This window comes from Rhodococcus sp. RD6.2 (assembly GCF_001040705.1).
In the GTDB taxonomy this organism is placed as follows: Bacteria; Actinomycetota; Actinomycetes; order Mycobacteriales; family Mycobacteriaceae; genus Rhodococcus_G.
Map to the genome: position 1 here is coordinate 262,765 of NZ_CVQP01000007.1, position 16,867 is coordinate 279,631.

17 protein-coding genes are annotated in these 16,867 nt (G+C 70.5%); 5 read left to right on the forward strand and 12 right to left on the reverse strand.

Going from position 1 to position 16,867, the window contains the following annotated elements; genetic code table 11:
* Nucleotides 1-164 precede the first annotated feature (164 nt).
* Nucleotides 165-833: a TetR/AcrR family transcriptional regulator gene (locus RHCRD62_RS14920; protein ID WP_050065504.1), complete on the forward strand. Its 669-nt coding sequence runs from the start codon at nucleotides 165-167 to the stop codon at nucleotides 831-833.
* Nucleotides 834-868: 35 nt separating this feature from the next.
* Here the strand turns inward: RHCRD62_RS14920 and RHCRD62_RS14925 are convergent, their stop codons facing one another.
* From RHCRD62_RS14925 to RHCRD62_RS14950, 6 genes are all read right to left on the reverse strand, one after another.
* Complete coding sequence (locus RHCRD62_RS14925; protein WP_157050939.1) at nucleotides 869-2,179, reverse strand: hypothetical protein; 1,311 nt, start codon at nucleotides 2,177-2,179, stop codon at nucleotides 869-871.
* The gene (locus RHCRD62_RS14930) at nucleotides 2,146-3,525 is read right to left on the reverse strand and encodes a hypothetical protein (protein ID WP_050065506.1); all 1,380 of its coding nucleotides are present in this window, start codon (nucleotides 3,523-3,525) and stop codon (nucleotides 2,146-2,148) included. Before RHCRD62_RS14930 ends, RHCRD62_RS14925 begins: the two co-directional genes overlap by 34 nt.
* A 124-nt stretch (nucleotides 3,526-3,649) precedes the next feature.
* Entirely contained in the window at nucleotides 3,650-4,504 is an 855-nt protein-coding gene (locus RHCRD62_RS14935; protein ID WP_084734282.1) for an alpha/beta fold hydrolase, read from the reverse strand.
* Between the two features lie 165 nt (nucleotides 4,505-4,669).
* On the reverse strand, nucleotides 4,670-5,590 hold the full coding sequence (locus tag RHCRD62_RS14940) for a helix-turn-helix transcriptional regulator (protein WP_050065508.1): 921 nt from the start codon (nucleotides 5,588-5,590) through the stop codon (nucleotides 4,670-4,672).
* 6 nt (nucleotides 5,591-5,596) lie between these two features.
* Nucleotides 5,597-6,433 (reverse strand): alpha/beta hydrolase, encoded by an 837-nt coding sequence (locus RHCRD62_RS14945; protein ID WP_050065509.1) that lies wholly within the window; start codon nucleotides 6,431-6,433, stop codon nucleotides 5,597-5,599.
* A gap of 108 nt (nucleotides 6,434-6,541) precedes the next feature.
* Complete coding sequence (locus RHCRD62_RS14950) at nucleotides 6,542-7,507, reverse strand: helix-turn-helix domain-containing protein (RefSeq protein WP_050065510.1); 966 nt, start codon at nucleotides 7,505-7,507, stop codon at nucleotides 6,542-6,544.
* 255 nt (nucleotides 7,508-7,762) lie between these two features.
* On the opposite strand from RHCRD62_RS14950, the gene RHCRD62_RS14955 reads away from it, so the two are divergent.
* A complete protein-coding gene (locus RHCRD62_RS14955; RefSeq protein WP_050065511.1) occupies nucleotides 7,763-8,515 on the forward strand; it encodes an isocitrate lyase/PEP mutase family protein in 753 nt (250 codons plus the stop codon).
* Here the strand turns inward: RHCRD62_RS14955 and RHCRD62_RS14960 are convergent.
* The 6 genes from RHCRD62_RS14960 to RHCRD62_RS14985 form a co-directional block, all read right to left on the reverse strand.
* Nucleotides 8,512-9,486 (reverse strand): DUF3089 domain-containing protein, encoded by a 975-nt coding sequence (locus RHCRD62_RS14960; protein ID WP_050065512.1) that lies wholly within the window; start codon nucleotides 9,484-9,486, stop codon nucleotides 8,512-8,514. The two genes, RHCRD62_RS14955 and RHCRD62_RS14960, sit on opposite strands and share 4 nt — an antisense overlap.
* 18 nt (nucleotides 9,487-9,504) lie before the next feature.
* A complete protein-coding gene (locus RHCRD62_RS14965) occupies nucleotides 9,505-11,694 on the reverse strand; it encodes an AAA family ATPase (RefSeq protein ID WP_050065513.1) in 2,190 nt (729 codons plus the stop codon).
* Nucleotides 11,695-11,715: 21 nt separating this feature from the next.
* Nucleotides 11,716-12,804, reverse strand: a complete 1,089-nt coding sequence (locus tag RHCRD62_RS14970; RefSeq protein WP_084734283.1) for an alpha/beta hydrolase — start codon at nucleotides 12,802-12,804, stop codon at nucleotides 11,716-11,718.
* A gap of 46 nt (nucleotides 12,805-12,850) precedes the next feature.
* On the reverse strand, nucleotides 12,851-13,702 hold the full coding sequence (locus tag RHCRD62_RS14975; RefSeq protein ID WP_050065832.1) for a CDP-alcohol phosphatidyltransferase family protein: 852 nt from the start codon (nucleotides 13,700-13,702) through the stop codon (nucleotides 12,851-12,853).
* Nucleotides 13,703-13,713: 11 nt separating this feature from the next.
* Entirely contained in the window at nucleotides 13,714-14,427 is a 714-nt protein-coding gene (locus RHCRD62_RS14980; protein ID WP_050065514.1) for a phosphatidylserine decarboxylase, read from the reverse strand.
* Nucleotides 14,428-14,552: 125 nt separating this feature from the next.
* Nucleotides 14,553-15,023, reverse strand: coding sequence for an SRPBCC family protein (locus RHCRD62_RS14985; protein WP_050065515.1), 471 nt, complete (start codon nucleotides 15,021-15,023; stop codon nucleotides 14,553-14,555).
* A gap of 175 nt (nucleotides 15,024-15,198) precedes the next feature.
* On the opposite strand from RHCRD62_RS14985, the gene RHCRD62_RS25900 reads away from it, so the two are divergent.
* The 3 genes from RHCRD62_RS25900 (at nucleotide 15,199) to RHCRD62_RS14995 (ending at nucleotide 16,840) form a co-directional block, all read left to right on the forward strand.
* Entirely contained in the window at nucleotides 15,199-15,363 is a 165-nt protein-coding gene (locus tag RHCRD62_RS25900; RefSeq protein WP_157050940.1) for a hypothetical protein, read from the forward strand.
* Between the two features lie 61 nt (nucleotides 15,364-15,424).
* On the forward strand, nucleotides 15,425-16,219 hold the full coding sequence (locus RHCRD62_RS14990) for an HAD-IIA family hydrolase (RefSeq protein WP_253277327.1): 795 nt from the start codon (nucleotides 15,425-15,427) through the stop codon (nucleotides 16,217-16,219).
* 99 nt (nucleotides 16,220-16,318) lie between these two features.
* The gene (locus RHCRD62_RS14995; protein ID WP_050065517.1) at nucleotides 16,319-16,840 is read left to right on the forward strand and encodes a DUF6764 family protein; all 522 of its coding nucleotides are present in this window, start codon (nucleotides 16,319-16,321) and stop codon (nucleotides 16,838-16,840) included.
* Nucleotides 16,841-16,867: the final 27 nt, after the last annotated feature.

Sequence of the window (16,867 nt, forward strand, 5' to 3'; positions counted from 1 at the left end):
CATGACGTGACGGGCTTCGCAAGAAATGGAGGAGTAAACTCCACTTAGGAAACCGTACGCCCATGTGGAGGAGTTGTCTCCACTTAATTTCGCGCTTGGGGTGGGTTCTGTCCGGGTTTGTCCGATTCCCGGTCCGAATTCGCCGCGAAACCGGAGATGACAAGATGAGATTCGTGAGCACTGTCACAGGAGGGCGTCCGCTGCGCGCCGACGCCGAGCGCAATCGCCGCAAGATCCTCGACGCCGCGGCCGAACTGTTCGCGCTACGCGGCATCGACATCACCCTCGACGACGTCGCCAAACACGCGAAGGTCGGCGTGGGCACCGTCTACCGGCGTTTCAGCTGCAAGCAGGAACTCGTCGACGGTGTCTTCGAACAACACATGGCCGACATGGCCGCGGGCGCGAGCGACGCGCTGAAAGTCGACGACGCGTGGCGGGGCCTGGCAAACTTCCTCGCGTTCACGTGCGAGCAGATGTCCGCCAACCGTGGCATGGGCGAGGTGTTCTTCAGCTGCGACGAGGGCCGCGAGCAGATCGCGTGCGCCCGCGAACGCGTCGCCCCGCTCGTCGAGCAACTCATCACCCGAGCCAGAGACGCAGGCGCCCTGCGCCCCGACGTCACCGCCAACGACCTGCTCACCGTCGCCAAGATGGTCGGCGCCGTCATCGACTTCGCCGGACCTGTCGCCCCCGACGCGTGGCGCCGTTACCTCGGCATCGCCCTCGACGGCCTGCGCTCCGAGGGCGCCGCTCGCACACCCCTGACCGAGCCCCCGCTGACAGACGAGCAGGTCGAGGCGGCCAAGGTCGCGGCAGCCGCGCGCGGCTAGGACTGCACAGCCGTGCGGCTGGGACTGCCGGAGACTCAGTCCTCCGCGCGTTGCCGCAGGAGGCCTGCCGCCGCGATCGTCGCGAGGCCGACCACCGTCATCGCAGTGGTCAGCCAGTAGGGGTCGGGTGGCATCGACGCCATCATCCCGCGCGGCAGCGACCTCAGTGGCGACCGATCCTCCAGCAGGTCCGGTGCCCCCTGCCCCGCGACGCTCAGGGCGCTGGGCACGAACAGCACCGAGAGTCCGGCGATCGTGGCGCCCGACCGGATCGGATCGCACGAGCCCAGCGCGTAGCCGGCAATGGGGGCGACGGCCAGCCAGCGCACCGCGCCACCCATCCCGTCCGCGATGTCGGGCAGCAGACCCGCCAGGGAGACGGCCGCCAGGAGCGTCAGTCCGACCACGACGCTCGGCCACCGCGACCCGACCACCACGCCGACGGTCAGCCCGACGATCAGGATGACAACGCCGATCCAGGTGGTGTCCGACCATCCGGACAGCGGCGCGACTGCCGCGGCGATCGCGGTCGTCGTCAGGAGCAAGGACCCGTCCTGTCCGTCGAGCAGGAACGCCGCGCCGATGGTGACGGCGACGAATACCGCGAGCAGCGCCCCGGTGAGCGGCCGATTGTCCTGCGCGGCAGCGATGGCTGCGTTCGTCGCCAGCGCCGTCGCCACCACGGTCGCCGTGACCGCGACGCCCCGCGTGGACGGCTTCGCGGGCCGCGCGCCACCGAGCGCCGTCGCGAAGGCTGTTGCGACGATGGCGGGCAGCAGCAGCATCCACGCCGGTGCCGAGGTGAGGGTGCCCGCGTCGGTCAGCGGGGCGTAGGGCGTCCACTGCTGCTCGGGCGCCCGACCCAGGAGTTCGCTGGTGACGGGAACCACCAGGAACGCGGCGACTGCGGCGCCGAGCAGCACGGCCGTCTCGGTTCGGTCGCCGGCTGCGGCGGCCGCACCGCCGAGCGCGACACCCGCCGCGATCCCCGACACCCACGTCACTGCGATCAACCATTCGAGTTGCCACACACCGTCATTGCTGTACTGCACCGCGACAAGGACACCCAGCCCTACCAGCGTGGTCATCCGTGCCGCTCGCGCGGACCCGCGCCGAGACAACGCGCCCGCGAGCGTGGCGGCCACGACCAGCCCGACTGCGGAGGCCAGCGGTCGGCTCGCCATCAGCGCAGTCAGCTGACCGTCGGTGCCGCTGATCCCGAAGTTGGGTGCCAGCGGTGCCAGCAGTGCCCACCCCGCGGTCGCGCCGACCAGCAGAGTGGCGAGCAGGTCGAACGTGCGGCGCATCGTCGTCATCGACGGGCCCGCAAGCCGTGAATGCCCCACGCGCAGAAGGCGACCGCGAGAGCAAGCGCGATACCGGCAACGCGGTCGTCGTAGTGGGGGATGAGTGCGAACCTCTCGAACTGCTTGTCGAGCTCACTCGCGTACTCCAGCGACATCTCGGAGCCACTGAGTGGTTGATATGCGCCGTCGTAGGTCACCGGACCGCTGGGCGCGATGACCGTCGCGGCCGCGTGGAAGACGTAGGACACGAAGGGAATCGACAGTGCGGCCGCCGCGACGGCGGCGGTGCCGGGAAGTGTCGCCGCCACGCCCCACCCGGCGCCGACACCGACTATGGCCAGTCGCACCAGCAGCCAGGGGCCGTCGGCGCCGAAGTCGGGCCAGATCACGGCGACGACGGGGACCAGGGCGGCGACCCCGAGTCCGGCCATCGGATTCGGGAGCCGAAGTGCGAGCACCATCCCGGCGAGGACCGCGACCGCGGCGACGGTGACCGTCAGCCATGCGGGGACGTCACGGAACGGGCTGCGCAGGTCGACCAGGACCGGCATGGCCGCGGCCGCCATCCCCGTGGCGGCCACGACGATCACGCCGTCGGCGATCTCGGTGCGGCGGGCGACGAACCGCGCGCACACGACCGTCGCGACCAGGACCACCATCATCGCGACCGCGATGATCACCCATTGCCGGGTTCGGGTCTCGTTGCCGCTCTGTCCGATCCACGCGAGCTGCGCCCGGTTGATCACGGCGAGCGCCGCGATCGTCAGCAGAGCAGCGCCTGCTTCCGGGGCGGTGATCCTGGGGATCCGGGACCCGGTGTCCGCGACCGCGGCCGCAGCGATAGCCGCCGCGACGGTCACGGCGAGCAGCCACCACGACGGCTCCCCGAGAGTCGAGGTGCTCTGCGTCGACGTCGCCGCGCCGAAGGCGGGCACGGACAGGAACCCGGTGACGGCGCCGACGACGACCGCGAGTTGAGCGCCGCGGTGGCCCCACACCGCCGCGACCGCCGATCCGAGCAGCGCGCCCGCGGCAACGCACTTGACGATGTGCAGCGAGATCAGGGCGTCGACTCCGGTGATCTCCGGAACCGCCATCCGCACCAGACCGAGCGGCAGCGTCGCCGCGGCGGCCACCACCCAGGCGAGGCGCCGCGACCCGCTTCGCTGGAGGGCGACACAGACCGCGACCGCGACGACGACGCCGACCACGATGCCCGTGGGCTGCGCCCCGAGCCAGCGGTCGAGTTCGCGGTCCGACACCTCGATCGCCCACCGTCCGCCGGGCGGGTCGGTGAGGACGAATGCGACGAGGAACGCGCCGAGTAGTCCGGCGAGCGCGGACACGGCGGTGCGGGGGGTGACGGGCAGAGTCCTGGCGGGCATTGCCCGACGCTAGCCGAACAGCCCGCCTGCTCCGCGGACCCGAGGTTCCCTGATGTCACACCGGGTCACTTCACGACCCCGAATGTGACATCAGGGAACCTCGGGCGGGGTGGGCAGGCGCGGTTCAGGCGCCTGCGGCGTCGACGATCACCGCGGTCACCTCGTCCGGCCGCGACACCAGTGACGCGTGGGAGGCGTCGATCTCGGTGGTGTGCGCGCGGGCGCGGTCGGCCATGAACCTTTGCGCGTCCGGGGGGATCACCTGATCCTGTGTCGACACGAGATACCAGTTGGGGCGCGTCGTCCACGTCGGCGTCGCGGACGGTTCGAGGTTCGCCCACAGTGCCGCGGACTGCTGGTGCGCGAACATGTCGGCGGCGGTGGCGTCGTCGACGTCCTGGGCGAAGATGCCGTGGAAGTACTCGCCCGCGATGTACCCGTCGAGGTTCTTGCCGCCGATGGCCTGCGCGTCGTCGACGATCTTCAGTTGCAGCGCGGGCGGGAGCAGCTTGCTGCCGGGGAAACGCAGCGGGTTCAGGATGCCCTGGACGAACTCGCCGCGGTCGGGGGCGAACGCCGCGATGTACACGTTGGCCTTGACGTCGGGGTCGTCGGTGTTGCTGATGACGACGCCGCCGTACGAGTGGCCGACGAGGACGATCGGGCCCTCGATGCCTGCCAGCTTCTGCTCGAGGAGCGTCGAATCGTAGGCGGGACCGCGCAGTGGGTTGTCGAACGTCTCGACGGGATAGCCCCGCGCGGTGAGGTTGGCGGCGACGTCGTTCCACCCCGTCGAGTCGGCGAACGCGCCGTGCACCAGGACCACGGTGGGCAGGGGAGCTGCGGCGACGGGTGCCACCGACAGGGCCAGTGGAGTGAGGGCGACCACCGCCGCGACCGACCACCTGGCAGCTCGCGGCCGGAGGGATGTCGAGAAGGGCGGTTTTTTCGAGAAGGGCGACTGTTTCGGGAAGGACATGGGGTGACTCCCGTTCTGCGTCGTGGGCACGGGACAGCGGTGATGCGACGCCGGTTACGCGTGGGAGGCGACGCCCCGGGGACGATGTCGGGGTCGCCCCCGGGCTGATTCGACGGTAGGTCGCGGAGTGGGCGCGGAATCGGCCGTCTGCGCACGTCGCTGTCCTCAGGGTGCGCGGGCCAACCGGTCGCGACGCAGGCGTCCCGGCGTGACGCCGTATGCGTCCCGGAATCGTCGGGTGAAATGCGTGGCGTCGACGAAACCGTGCCGCTGCGCGACGGCCGCGATCGTGAGGTGCCGGTTCCTGCTGTCCAACAAGGTGTCACGGGCCTCGTCGAGCCGGCGTCTCGAAATGTGCTCGCCCAGAGTCGTACCGGTGGCCGACCACACGGAATGCAGGTGTCGCACCGAGATGTGGTGGGCGGCGGCGACCTTGGTGGGTCCGAGCTCGGTCTCGCCGAGGTGTGCATCGATGTACGTCCGGATGCTGTCGATCAGGTCGGCGCGGGGATCGTCCGGTCGTCGCCCGAGCGATCCGAGAAGCAGGGCCCGCACGAGATCGACCGTGGGGTCGACGAGCGCAGGTAGCGCCGACGGTGAATGCGCGGCGATGTCGGCGAGATCGACGAGGCTGCACACGATCAGATCGTGGAGGGCGGGGCTGTCGCACAGATGCCGTGCCGCCTCGGGCACATCGGCAGGCTGTATCACGACGGCGGTGCGGTCGAGAGTGATGCTGACGGCTGTACCGACGTCCCGGCGCCGGAAGTCGTGGGGTGCGGTGTGGTCGATCAGGATGAGGGTCGGCTCCGACCGGGTCGGGGTGACGGTGTGTCCGTACTGCGTGAACGTCCAGTCGCCCGGACTCACCGCCGCGACCGTCAGGCGGGACACCCCGCCACCCCGATCGCGTCCGACGGACACGCCGGTGCCCGCCGCGTCGACGAGCACGGCGCCGCAGCCGAGGTTCCAGGTCCGGACGCGGGCCCAGCGATCGCGACCGGGAAGGGGGTGGATCGACACCGGAACGCCTGCCTCGCGCAGTGCACTGCTCTGCGCGAGGCGTGGCTGCGGGTCGGGAGGCACGGGAGGTCAGGCGGTGGGTTCGGCCGCGGGGGAGTCTGCGTGCTCGACCGCCCACTCGAGCGCCAGGTCCGCAACCGCCTCCCAGCCCGGCTCCGCACACGTCCAGTGCGACCTGCCCTCGAAGAGGTGGAACTCGGTGAGTGACGCGGACTTCCGGTAGTGGTCGGCGTTCGACTTGTTCACCGACGCGGGCATGATGTGGTCGGCTCCGCCCGCGATGAACAGCAGCGGCGCCCGGTCGTCGGAGGAGTAGTCCACCCACGTTTCCTGGTGCCCCGGCTTGAAGTTGGCGATCAGTCCGTACGCCCAGACCCAGTTGCCCGGTGCCGGGATGTGGTACCGCTCCCACACCGCGTCGGAGTCCTCGCGGCTGAGGGTGTTGGTGAAGGCGTAGTGGAACTCCTCGGGCGTGAACCCGACGGCCCGATGCAGGTTCGCCGGGTTCTTCAGCGCGGGAAACAGTGATTTGACCTGGGACAGCGGTGTGACTCGGACGCCCTCGGTCGGGGCGGAGTTGACGACGACACCGGCCGCGCCGAGGCCGCGGGCGAGCAACAGCTGTGTGAGCGTTCCACCGAACGAATGGCCCATGATGATCGGCGGACTGTCGAGACTTTCGATCACGGCTGCCAGGTGGTCGACGGTCTCGGGAACCGTCAGCTTCGCGATCAGGTCGGGATTCTCACGCAGCGCCTCGACCTCGATGTCGAAGCCCGGGTATCCGGGGGTGATCACGCGGAAGCCCTTGGCTTCGTAGTGCGCGACCCAGCCCTCCCAGCTTCGGGGCGTCATCCACAATCCGTGGACGAGAACGACGGTGTCCGGTGACGCGGTCGATGGCATGGCTCGGGCCTTTCGTCGGATGCCACTGTCTGGTCGGCTGGACGCTAGTGCTGTCGCTGCGGTCGGAACCGGCTGTGCGGGCACGGTTCTGTCCCCAGGACGAACGATTCATCGGTCCGGCTCCCGTGCTGCCGCGGCGGCGTCCCGCCACTGCGACGGGGTGACGCCGTACGCGGCCCGAAAGCGCCGGGTGAAGTGCGCGTGGCCCGCGAAGCCGAACCGCCGCGCGATCGTCGCGATCGGGACGGCCGCGGCTCGGGGCGTCGACAGCTCCTCGTAGGCGCGCCGCAGCCGCTGCTCGATGATCCACTGCTCGAGGCTGAAACCCGCAGCGGCGCAGAGGGTGTAGAGGTGACGGGTCGATATGCCGTGTGCGGAGGCGACCGTCTCGGCCGACAGGGTCCGGTCGAACAGGTGCGCGCGGACGTGACTGCGGATCCGCGTCGTCAGGGTGTCGTGCATCGCGGTGCGGCCGTGGTCGCTACCGGACGCCGTCGCGAACAGCGCGCGCGCCAGATCGATCGCCGCCTCACCGAGCGCGGACGATCCCGGACCCACGCTCAGCGCGTCCCCCTCGACGGTCAGCGTCGAGATGTGGCGGGCGATCATCCGGGCCACCGGACTGCGCTCCGGATGCGCCGACGCCGCCCGGATGACGTCGGACGGCAGGTCGAGCCGGTCGAGGGGCACGTGCAGACAGCGGGAACTGCCGAACGTGTCCCAGGAATAGTCGTAGCCGGCGTTCAGGTCGACGACCATCAACTCTCCCGGCGCGACGAGGCGCTGCACCCCGCGCTGCTCGTAGCGGGCCGTCGCGACCTCCTGGACGGCGATCGCGATCAGCGGTGACGGTGTCCGGTCGGCCTGCTTACCGGTGCGGACAAGCCCCATGCCCGACATCCGCGACCGGAAGATGCTTGCGTCGCCGTACGACCAGACCTCCATCAGCGACGTCACCGCAGCCGGGTCCTCGAGGACCACGGTGGACGGCGCGGAGTTCTCCTGCATCGCGGTGCACGTCGCGTCGGCGCGGTCCCCGGCGTCGAACTGCGCGGTGTCGAACACGATGGTCATGGGCGTCGGGACTCCCTGTCGTGCGGTGGTTACCGGCGCACCGGTGTCGTGTCGTGCGGGAGCCGGTGCGCTGCAGGACAATCTCTGATGACGTTAGTAGTCCGGTTCGTCCGATCACAGTCGTGCGGTCGAAGGTTCACACACCCGTGACATGATGCGGCCGGATCGGCGCGAAACACGCCGTCCCTGCAGCGGTCCGGGGGCCGCGGCGTGCCACGATTGCCGCACCACCACACGAGGCGAGGACACCCAACCATGGATTCGATCACCGAGAAGGCCACGACGCTGCTCGCACTGCACCGGCCCGGCGACCCCGTGATCCTTCCGACGGTGTGGGACGCCTGGTCCGCGAACCTTGCCGCGCAGGCAGGTTTCGCCGGGCTGACGGTCGGCTCGCATCCGGTCGCGGACTCCATCGGCAGGGCGGACAACGAGGGCATGACGTTCGGGGAACTGCTCACCCGCGTCACCCAGATCACGGCCGCCGTCGACCTCCCGGTGTCGGTGGACATCGAGTCCGGCTACGGGCAGACCCCCGAGGCCCTCATCGACGGATTGGTCGAGGTCGGGGCCGTCGGCCTGAACATCGAGGACACCGTCCACAGCGAGGGCGGCAGGCTCCGCGAGGCGCAGGAGCACGCCGACTTCGTGGGACGGTTGCGCCGCGCCGCCGATGCGGTCGGCGTCCACGTCGTCATCAACGCCCGCACCGACATCTTCCTACGGCAGATCGGTGACGAGGCGGACCGGACCGCTCGCGCGGTCGCCCGACTCGAACTGTGCGCCGAAGCCGGCGCCGACTCGCTGTACCCGGTCGGATTCCACACCGACGACGTGTACCGCGAGCTCGTCGCGGCGCTGCCACTTCCGGTCAACGCGATTGCCGACCCAGCCAGCGGCGATCGTGTGCACCTCGCGTCGCTCGGCGTCGGGCGCGTCAGCTTCGGGCCCCTGTTCCAGGCGAATCTCGCCGCCCGCGCCGCCGAGCTCCTCGGCCCCTGGCGCTAGTGCCCGTAGGCCGCCGCCTGGGTGGCGACCAGGTCGACGAGGTCGCCCTGCGCGACGTTGACGTCCAGCAGGTGCAGGCCCCACGACTCGTTCGGGACGGTGGGCAGCAGCTGCGCCCCGGGGCCGTCGATCAGCAGCACGTTCGTGGTGCCGCCGGTGCAACGGCCGCGGAACGACTCGACGTCCCGGCCTCCGATGATGCTGTGCAGCGGAGCCGACGCCGAATTGTCGTGCAGGGAAGCCGGGTTGGTGCACAACACCTCGAGCCCGGGGGAGGGTGACCGGCCGTACCGGATGTCCGGGGGGATCCGCGAGTACGCCGAGTACGCGACGACGCAGCCCGTCTGCGCGGCATCGGTGCACGCCGGCACCGACTCGAAGTCGCCCCCGACGACGTCACCCGCGCGGACCGTCACGCCGCCGCCCAGCAGCAGTGCCGACACCAGCTGCGACTGCGCGGGAGTGCCCTCGATGCGCTCCTGGATCAGGGTGCGCAGCATCCGCGTCCCCTGGGAGTGCCCGATCAGGACGACGCCGCGTCCGTCGTTGTGGTTCGCCAGATAGTCGTCCCACGCGCGTTCGACGTCGTCATAGGCGAGTTCGAGTGCCGCGGCCCGCTCCTCGGGAGTCCCGGCGAACAGGCTGCGCAGCGTGAGCTGGCGATACACCGGCGCCCACACGTTGCAGTTCGCGCCGAACGGCTCGGCCTGCAGGCGTGCGATGCCCTGCACCTCCGGCGACCTGTCGAAGTTCGCGTTCGTCGACAGTTGCGCCGAGATCGTGGGGTAGACGTAGAAGCAGTCGACCGGTGCGCCCGACCGACCTCCACAGGGGTCGGCGGGCTGTCCGGGACGGCACAACCACGTCGTCCCCGCATCGGCCGTGGCGGGCGGTGCGGCCGCGAGCGCCGCGCCCAGCAATACCGTCCAGAGCAGAACCACCAGCGTGCGTGCCCCACGGGAGATCGCCATGCCGGTGAGGGTAACGCGTCAGCGCCCGTCGGCGTAGGCCTGGAGATGCGCGACCTGGGCGGCGTCGAGGGACGGTCGGACCGATTCGCGCGCTGCGGCGACGTCGGCCGCGGTCACATCGGCGGCGTCGACGTCGCGGCGCATCGCCGCCAGCGCCGCCTCCCGCAACAGGGCCGAACAGTCCGCCGCCGAGTAACCGTCGAGATCCTCGGCCAGCGCTGCCAGGTCGACGTCGTCGGCCAGCGGCACGGAACGACCCGCGGTGCGCAGGATCTCGCGACGTGCGTCGGCGTCCGGCGGCGGCACGAACACCAACTTCTCCAACCGTCCCGGACGCAGCAGTGCCGGATCGATCAGGTCCGGTCGGTTGGTCGCCCCGACCACGACGACGTCGCGCAGCGGCTCGACACCGTCGAGTTCGGTGAGCAGCGACGCGACCACGCGATCGGTGACGCCCGAGTCCGAGGACTGCCCCCGCCGCGGTGCGAGCGCGTCCACCTCGTCGAGGAAGATCATCGACGGCGCCGAATCCCGTGCCCGCTGGAACAGTTCGCGCACGGCCTTCTCGGACGCGCCGACCCACTTGTCCATCAGCTCGGCACCCTTGACCGCATGTACCGACAGTTGACCCGAACTGGCCAGCGCCCGAACGAGATACGTCTTGCCGCAGCCGGGCGGACCGTACAGCAGGACACCCCGCGGCGGGTCGACCCCGAGACGCGCGAACGAGTCGGGATGCTGCAGCGGCCACAGGACCGTTTCCGTCAGTGCCTGCTTGGTCTCCACCATGTCCCCGACATCGTCGAGGGTCACCGATCCGACCGCCAGCTCCTCCGTCCCGGAACGGGACAGGGGCCGGATCACCTCCAGTGCGCCGACCAGGTCCGTCTGCTCCAGACGCGGTTCGCTCCCGGCGGCACTGGCCCGCGACGCCGCGCGGATCGCCGCCTCCCGCACCAGCGCGGCAAGGTCGGCCGCGACGAAACCGGGTGCCCGCGAGGCGATCTCGGCGAGGTCGAGCGTGTCCGTCGGGACGCGCCGCAGCATCAGCTCGAGCAGGGCTCGACGCGTCGCTCCGTCCGGGAGGGGAATCGTCAGCTCGCGGTCGCATACGTCCTGACCGCGGGTGCGGTCGTCGAGCGCATCGGGGTGCGCGGTCGTCGCGACGAACGCGACGCCCGGGGTGTCCACCGCCCGGCGCAGCTCGTCGAGGATCAGCGTCGACACCGGTTCCGGCTCGGAGGGCAGCAGGGCGTCGAGATCGGTGATCAGTAGGACGCCCCGGTCGTGCCGGAGTCTCGCCACGGCGTCGGTGACGCGCTGCAACCGCGCCCCGGACTCCAGCGCTCCCACCGTCGGACCGTCCAGTTCGGCGACGTTCCGGCCGGCCAGGACCGCGCGGGCCAGTGTCGCCTTGCCGACTCCGGCAGGCCCGGTGACGAGCACGCCGAGATGTGCGGACGCACCTAGGGTGTGCAGCAACTCCGGTTCGTCGAGAGCGAGTTTGAGCCACTCGGTCAGCCTCGAGGCCTGCGCCGCGACGCCGACGAGGTCCTGCACAGCCACGGGCTCGGGCCGGGGCGACGTCTCCTGCGGTGCCGCGACCGGGGTCGGGGCAGGGCTCGGGGGCACGGGCGCCGAGGACGAAGTTGGGACATCCCACCCGACAGCCGAATTCGGCTGCACGCTCACCGGTCCCTGCGGGTCGACGGATGCAACGGTCAGGAGCTCCGACGTCCACGCGACGCCGAACGTGCGGGACAACGACTGCGTGGCGGCGACGGTGGAGACGCCGGGACCGAGGTCGCGCGGCAGCAGCGACACCGTGTCGCCGACGGTGAGAACCTTGCCGAGCAGCGCCTGACGCAGCGTGGTCTCCGAGATGGAGCGCATCGCCAGCGCCGAGCCGCTCAGCGTCGCGCTTCGGGCGCCGTACACCGTCACCGGTGAAACAACCACCCGCGCATCCTCTTTGAGTCCAGCGTTCGACAGGGTGACGTCGTCGAGGAGCGCCGTCCCGGTGGGGGTACCGGACGGTGCCAGCGCCACCACCGCCGCGGTGCGCCGTGCCCCGATCACCGCGATACCGTCCCACTCACGCAGGCCGAGCGCGGCCAGGGCCTCGGGATGCAGTCGTACGACACCGCGGCGGGCATCGGCGGCGGAGGTGTTGAGCCGGGCGGTGAGCGCGAGTTCCGGTGTGGTCACCCGCCCCACAGTAGTGACGGATCAGGCGGTCAGGCCGAGCGCCCACTCGTGCAGCACACCCGCGAACTCCAGCGACTCCGGCAGCGGCACGAGCGGGTCGATGCGGCTCGGAGGGAACGGGCCGAGCTCGTCGAGGAGGTGACTGGCGTTCGCGAGGTGCGCGAACCGGAGGGTGGTGTGGTCGAGCGCGTCGCGCAGTGCGCCGACCTGATCGCAGCTGATGTTCAGGTCCTTGTCCGAACACGTCACCAGGACGGGAGTGTCGTCGGCGATCGCCGCGGCGAGCTCGAGCGGGTCCTGGGCGTCCGCCTCGGCGAGGAACCTGGCATTGGCGTGGACCAGGCCGATGCTCGCGAGGAGTGGATCCGGTTTGGCGGGCAACTTGCCGGTCTCCCGCAAGCTCGAGACGCTCTCCTTCAACGTCGCACGCGCGGCGTCGGCGTCGGCGGTGGACAGCTGCCCGGACCCGACCGCCGCGTCGAGCTGGGTGTTCAGCTGGGCGGTGAGCAGGTCCAGGTACCGCATCGGCAGCGGCGCGAGGAGGGCGATCCCGCCGTGACCGACTCCGCGTCCGGTCAGTTCGAGGGCGGTGAGTGCGCCTTCGCTGTGTCCGACGAGGACGAGCCGGTCGACGGGCACGCCGGTCCGGTCGGAGAGCAGGGCCGCCGCGGCCTGCGCATGGTCGACCTGCGAGGTGAACCCGAATTCGGCGAGCCGGTCCGCGGGCAGGCCCGCGAGTCCGGTGGCTCCGCTGCCGAGCTTGTCGAACCGCAGGCTGGCGACGCCCTGGGCGGCGAGGTCGTCGGCGAGGCGTCGCATCGTGTCGGCCTTCAGTCCGGACTGGTTGCCGTCGCGGTCGGTGGGGCCGCTGCCGGGCAGGAGCAGCGCGGCGACCCCCTGACGGGCATGGGCGGGGGTGCGCAGGCTCGCGTGGAGCGTCAGCCCGTCCGCGTCGAACGTCTCCTCGGTGTCGGTGCCCGTCTGTGAGGCACTCGAGCCGATGAACGGGAGAGGAATCCGCGTCGCCGCCGTCGCGGGTACCGCCAGAGGTGCCGTCGACAGCAGTGCCGCGAGGGCAGCGCCCGCCAACCGCAGTCTCGTAGTGTTCATCGCTACCGACAATAGGGGACGGCGCGCCCGACTCGAAGTCACCCGGTTACCGCGGCCGCGGCTGACGCAGGCCGAGTCGCGAGTACGACCGCCGGTCGCCCGTGGTCACCCGACGGATCGCCCGACGCTCGGAGGGCTTGACGTCCCACACCTCGGGCCGGGCCGCTACCCAGCGCTTCGACCGGACCGCGAACGGAATGTGCGCGAGGTACGCGAACACCAGCACGATCAGCAGGATGAACGGGTACGTGATCAGTGCGGCACCGGCCAGGGCGACGCCGACCAGCAGCGCGGCCGCCATCCGGCGCGGCACCGAGAACGACTTCATGGCGAGCGTCGGGATCCGGCTGACGATCAGCCCCGCCGACAGCACGGTCCAGGCGGTGACCACCCAGAACGACGACCACCAGCCGTCGCCCCATTGCACGAACGCGGCGAGCGGCGTCAGCGCGATCAGCGCGCCTGCAGGAGCAGGAACGCCCACGAAGAACTCGCTCGTGTAGGACGGCGCGGTGTCGTCGTCGAGGAGCGTGTTGAACCGCGCAAGCCGCAGCACGATGCTCACCGCGTACACCAGCGCCACGATCCAGCCGGCGTTGCTGCCGTCGAGCAGCGTCACGTACAGCACCAGCGCGGGCGCGACGCCGAACGAGATCGCGTCCGCCAGTGAGTCCAGTTCGGCGCCGATCTTGCTCGTCGCGTCCAGCAGTCGCGCGATCCGGCCGTCGAGGGAGTCGAGGACCGCGGCGGCGCCGATCATCGCGAGCGCGACACCCAGTTCGCCGCCGAGTGCGAACTTCACCGCGGACAGGCCGCTGCACAGAGCGAGGATGGTCAGGGTGCTCGGCAGGAGAAGCAGGCCGCTCGACGCGACGCGTCGGGGCCTGCTGGTCACCACCTCACGCGGACTCACGGGAGCTGTGCGAGGACGGTTTCGGCGCCGACGGCCCGCTGCCCCCGCTCGACCAGGAGGGTGCTGCCGACGGGGAAGTAGGTGTCGACGCGGGAGCCGAACCGGATCAGTCCGTAGGTGTCGCCGATCGGCAACCGGTCACCGACCGTCGCGTCGCAGACGATGCGCCGCGCGATCAGGCCCGCGATCTGCACGACCGCGACCTCGTGACCGTTGTCCGTCCGCAGCAGCATCGAATTGCGCTCGTTGGCCTCGCTCGCCTCGGCGAGATCCGCGGACAGGAACTCGCCCGACTTGTGGACGACCTGCAGGACCTCACCCGCGACGGGGCTGCGCTGGACGTGCACGTCGAGGACCGAAAGGAAGATGCTCACCCGCGGCACCGGCTGATCGCCCATGTTCAGCTCGGCGGGCGGTACCGCCGTGTCGACGAGCGCGACCTCGCCGTCAGCGGGGGAGACCGCCACGTTCGCGCGGTTCGGCGGAACGCGGTGCGGATGCCGGAAGAAGGCGGCGCAGGCGCCGGACGCGAGGAGTGCGGTGTTGCGGACCCAGCGGCGGCGTCTGCCGAGCACGGCGACGCCGAGTGGGGCGAGAACGAACGGCAGCCCGGCCGGATGCAATGGCGGGATCGTCGTCTTGACCAGGTCGACGACGTGTGCGAGACCGGTCGGCTGCGGAGTGCCGATGGGGGTGGGGCGGCGGGCCACGGGTTCCTCATCTGGTTCGGTGACGGTGGGGTCCGCGCACGGTGGAGCCGTTCACGGGCACTGCAAGGTTAGGCCACGTCGGGCCTGTCCCGCTCCGCCGTCCCGTCGTCCCGCCGCCCCCGCCCTCAGCGAGCCGAGGCGGTGGCCGACTCGGTCTCGCTCTTGATGCGCGCCAGGGTGGTGTTCATGCCCGCGATCATGTCGACCTCGAAGCCTGCGGTGCCACCCATGAACTTGTCGACGAGGAACGACGAGACCTTCGTGGTGCCCGTGGGGGCCTCGCGGCGCTCGGTCACCCGGGTGCCGGTGTCGGTCGCGGTGAGCTCGTAGGTCCAGACGGTGTGGTTCTCCGCAACGCGCCACGCGATGGCCCGGCTCGGCTCGAAGCGGATGACCTTGGACGTCGTGGGCCACACGAGCAGGCCCTTCTTGTTGACGTTGACGGTCCGGCTGCCGTGTCGGACAGGGCCGCCGAGCACCTTCATCACCTTGCACTGGGGGCTCCACTTGCCCATGCGCTCGAGGTCGGACACGACCTTCCACACCGCCTCGGGGGTGGCGTCGATCTCGATGCTCGCTTCGAGGGTGTTCGTCACAGGGTGCTCCGATTCATGAGGGTAAGCGCTACTGACGGTTACACATGTTTTCCTGGACGCGGCCGTACGTCAAGAGAGGTCGGCGAGGGTGTAATGGGGGGTGCGCGTCGGGCGATGAACAGGGTAGTCACACAGTGGTCGACCCAAGGGTCGGCACCCACACCCGGAGCTCATCGTGAAATTTCCTGCCGCACTCCGTTCCACGCCGCACACCGACGCCGTTCCGATGCTGCCGAGCGCACGAACCTGGCGGCGTCGTGAGACGTGGCCCAGTGAGCGACTGGAACGACTGCTGACCCAGCGGGAAGCCGACGACCTGGTGCGGGGCCACTTCCGTTGATGGCGCCGCCGACGCCCGTCCGTTCCTGATGGCTGTGACCGATCCCGCGCATACTGGTGCTGTGACCGTCGGCGTGCTGTTCGACATAGACGGGGTGCTTGTCACGTCGTGGCAGGCGATCCCCGGTGCGGCCGCTGCGCTGGATGCGGTCCGTCGGCGAGCCCACCCGCTGGCCTTCCTCACCAACACCACCTCGCGCACCCGATCCGAGATCGCCGCGTCCCTGTGTGCAGCCGGTATGGACGTCACACCCGACGAGATCGTGACGGCCGCCGGGCTCACGGCGGAGTACCTGCGTTCGACGTATCCCGATGCCCGGTGTCTGCTCGTGAACCACGGCGACGTCACCGAGGACCTGCCCGGCGTCCGCCTCGACGACGTGAATCCCGATGTCGTCGTGCTGGGTGGAGCGGGACCCGAGTTCGATCACGACACCCTCAGTCGCGTCGTCGGCCTGATGCAGCAGGGCGTGCCCGTCGTCGCGATGCAGGGCGGGTTGTCATGGGCGACCGAGGACGGGGTCAAGATCGACACCGGTGCCTATCTCCCCGGGTTGGAGGCGGCGGGTGGCGGGCGAGTGACGGTGATCGGCAAGCCCGCGCCGACGGGGTTCATCATGGCGGCCGCGCTCGTCGGGATCGACCCCGAGCACGCGGTCATGATCGGCGACGACGTCGCGAACGACGTGCTCGCCGCACAGTACGTCGGATTCACGGGGGTTCTGGTGCGGACCGGCAAGTTTCGGCAGGCCGCGGTCGAGTCGGCCTCGGGCACGCCCGACCATGTCGTCGACTCCGTTGCGGACCTGCCCGCGTTGCTGGACGCCCTGGGCGGCGAGCCGGGTGCAGCCGACTGAGAGGTCGGGGAAAGCGTGCGGTCCGGCGGCGCTTCATTGGGTACGGTCGACGGCACCGTCGTTCACTGTCCTGTCGTTCACTCTGTCCCGAGGAGTTTCGTGCGCACCGTGTTCCGTTCCCGTTCCCTGTCCTTCCATTCCCACCGCCTCGTGCGCACCGGCGCGTCGATCGCGGCGGGACTCGCGGTCGTCGGCGGGCTCGCCGTCGCGGGGACGGGTGTCGCGTCCGCCGCCCGCGTGGACTGCGTCTCGCCGCCGTCGCCGAACGACATCCACGTCATCGGTGATGCGAGTTGCGGCGCGACCGCCACGGTCGGTGGTGCCGCGAACGCGGGCGCGATGGACAGCGGCACCGCGGTGAGCGTCGCGCAGGGCGGCACCGCGAACACGTTCGCCACCGGCTTCGGTATCGCGCTGAGCACGTCGAAGGCCGCGGGTCAGGCGAACGCCTTCGCGATCGGTGGCGGGATCGCGAAGGCGAGCACCGACAACGGCAACACCACGTTGGCCCTGGCCGGCTGGGGTTCGGGTGCGACGGCCGAGTCGGGCGGCGTCAACTGCGTCGGTCCGCTGTCCTTCGCGGTCAACCTGAACACCGGTGCCGTGTGCCTGATCCGCTGATCCGCCGCTGATTTTCTGACACACAGG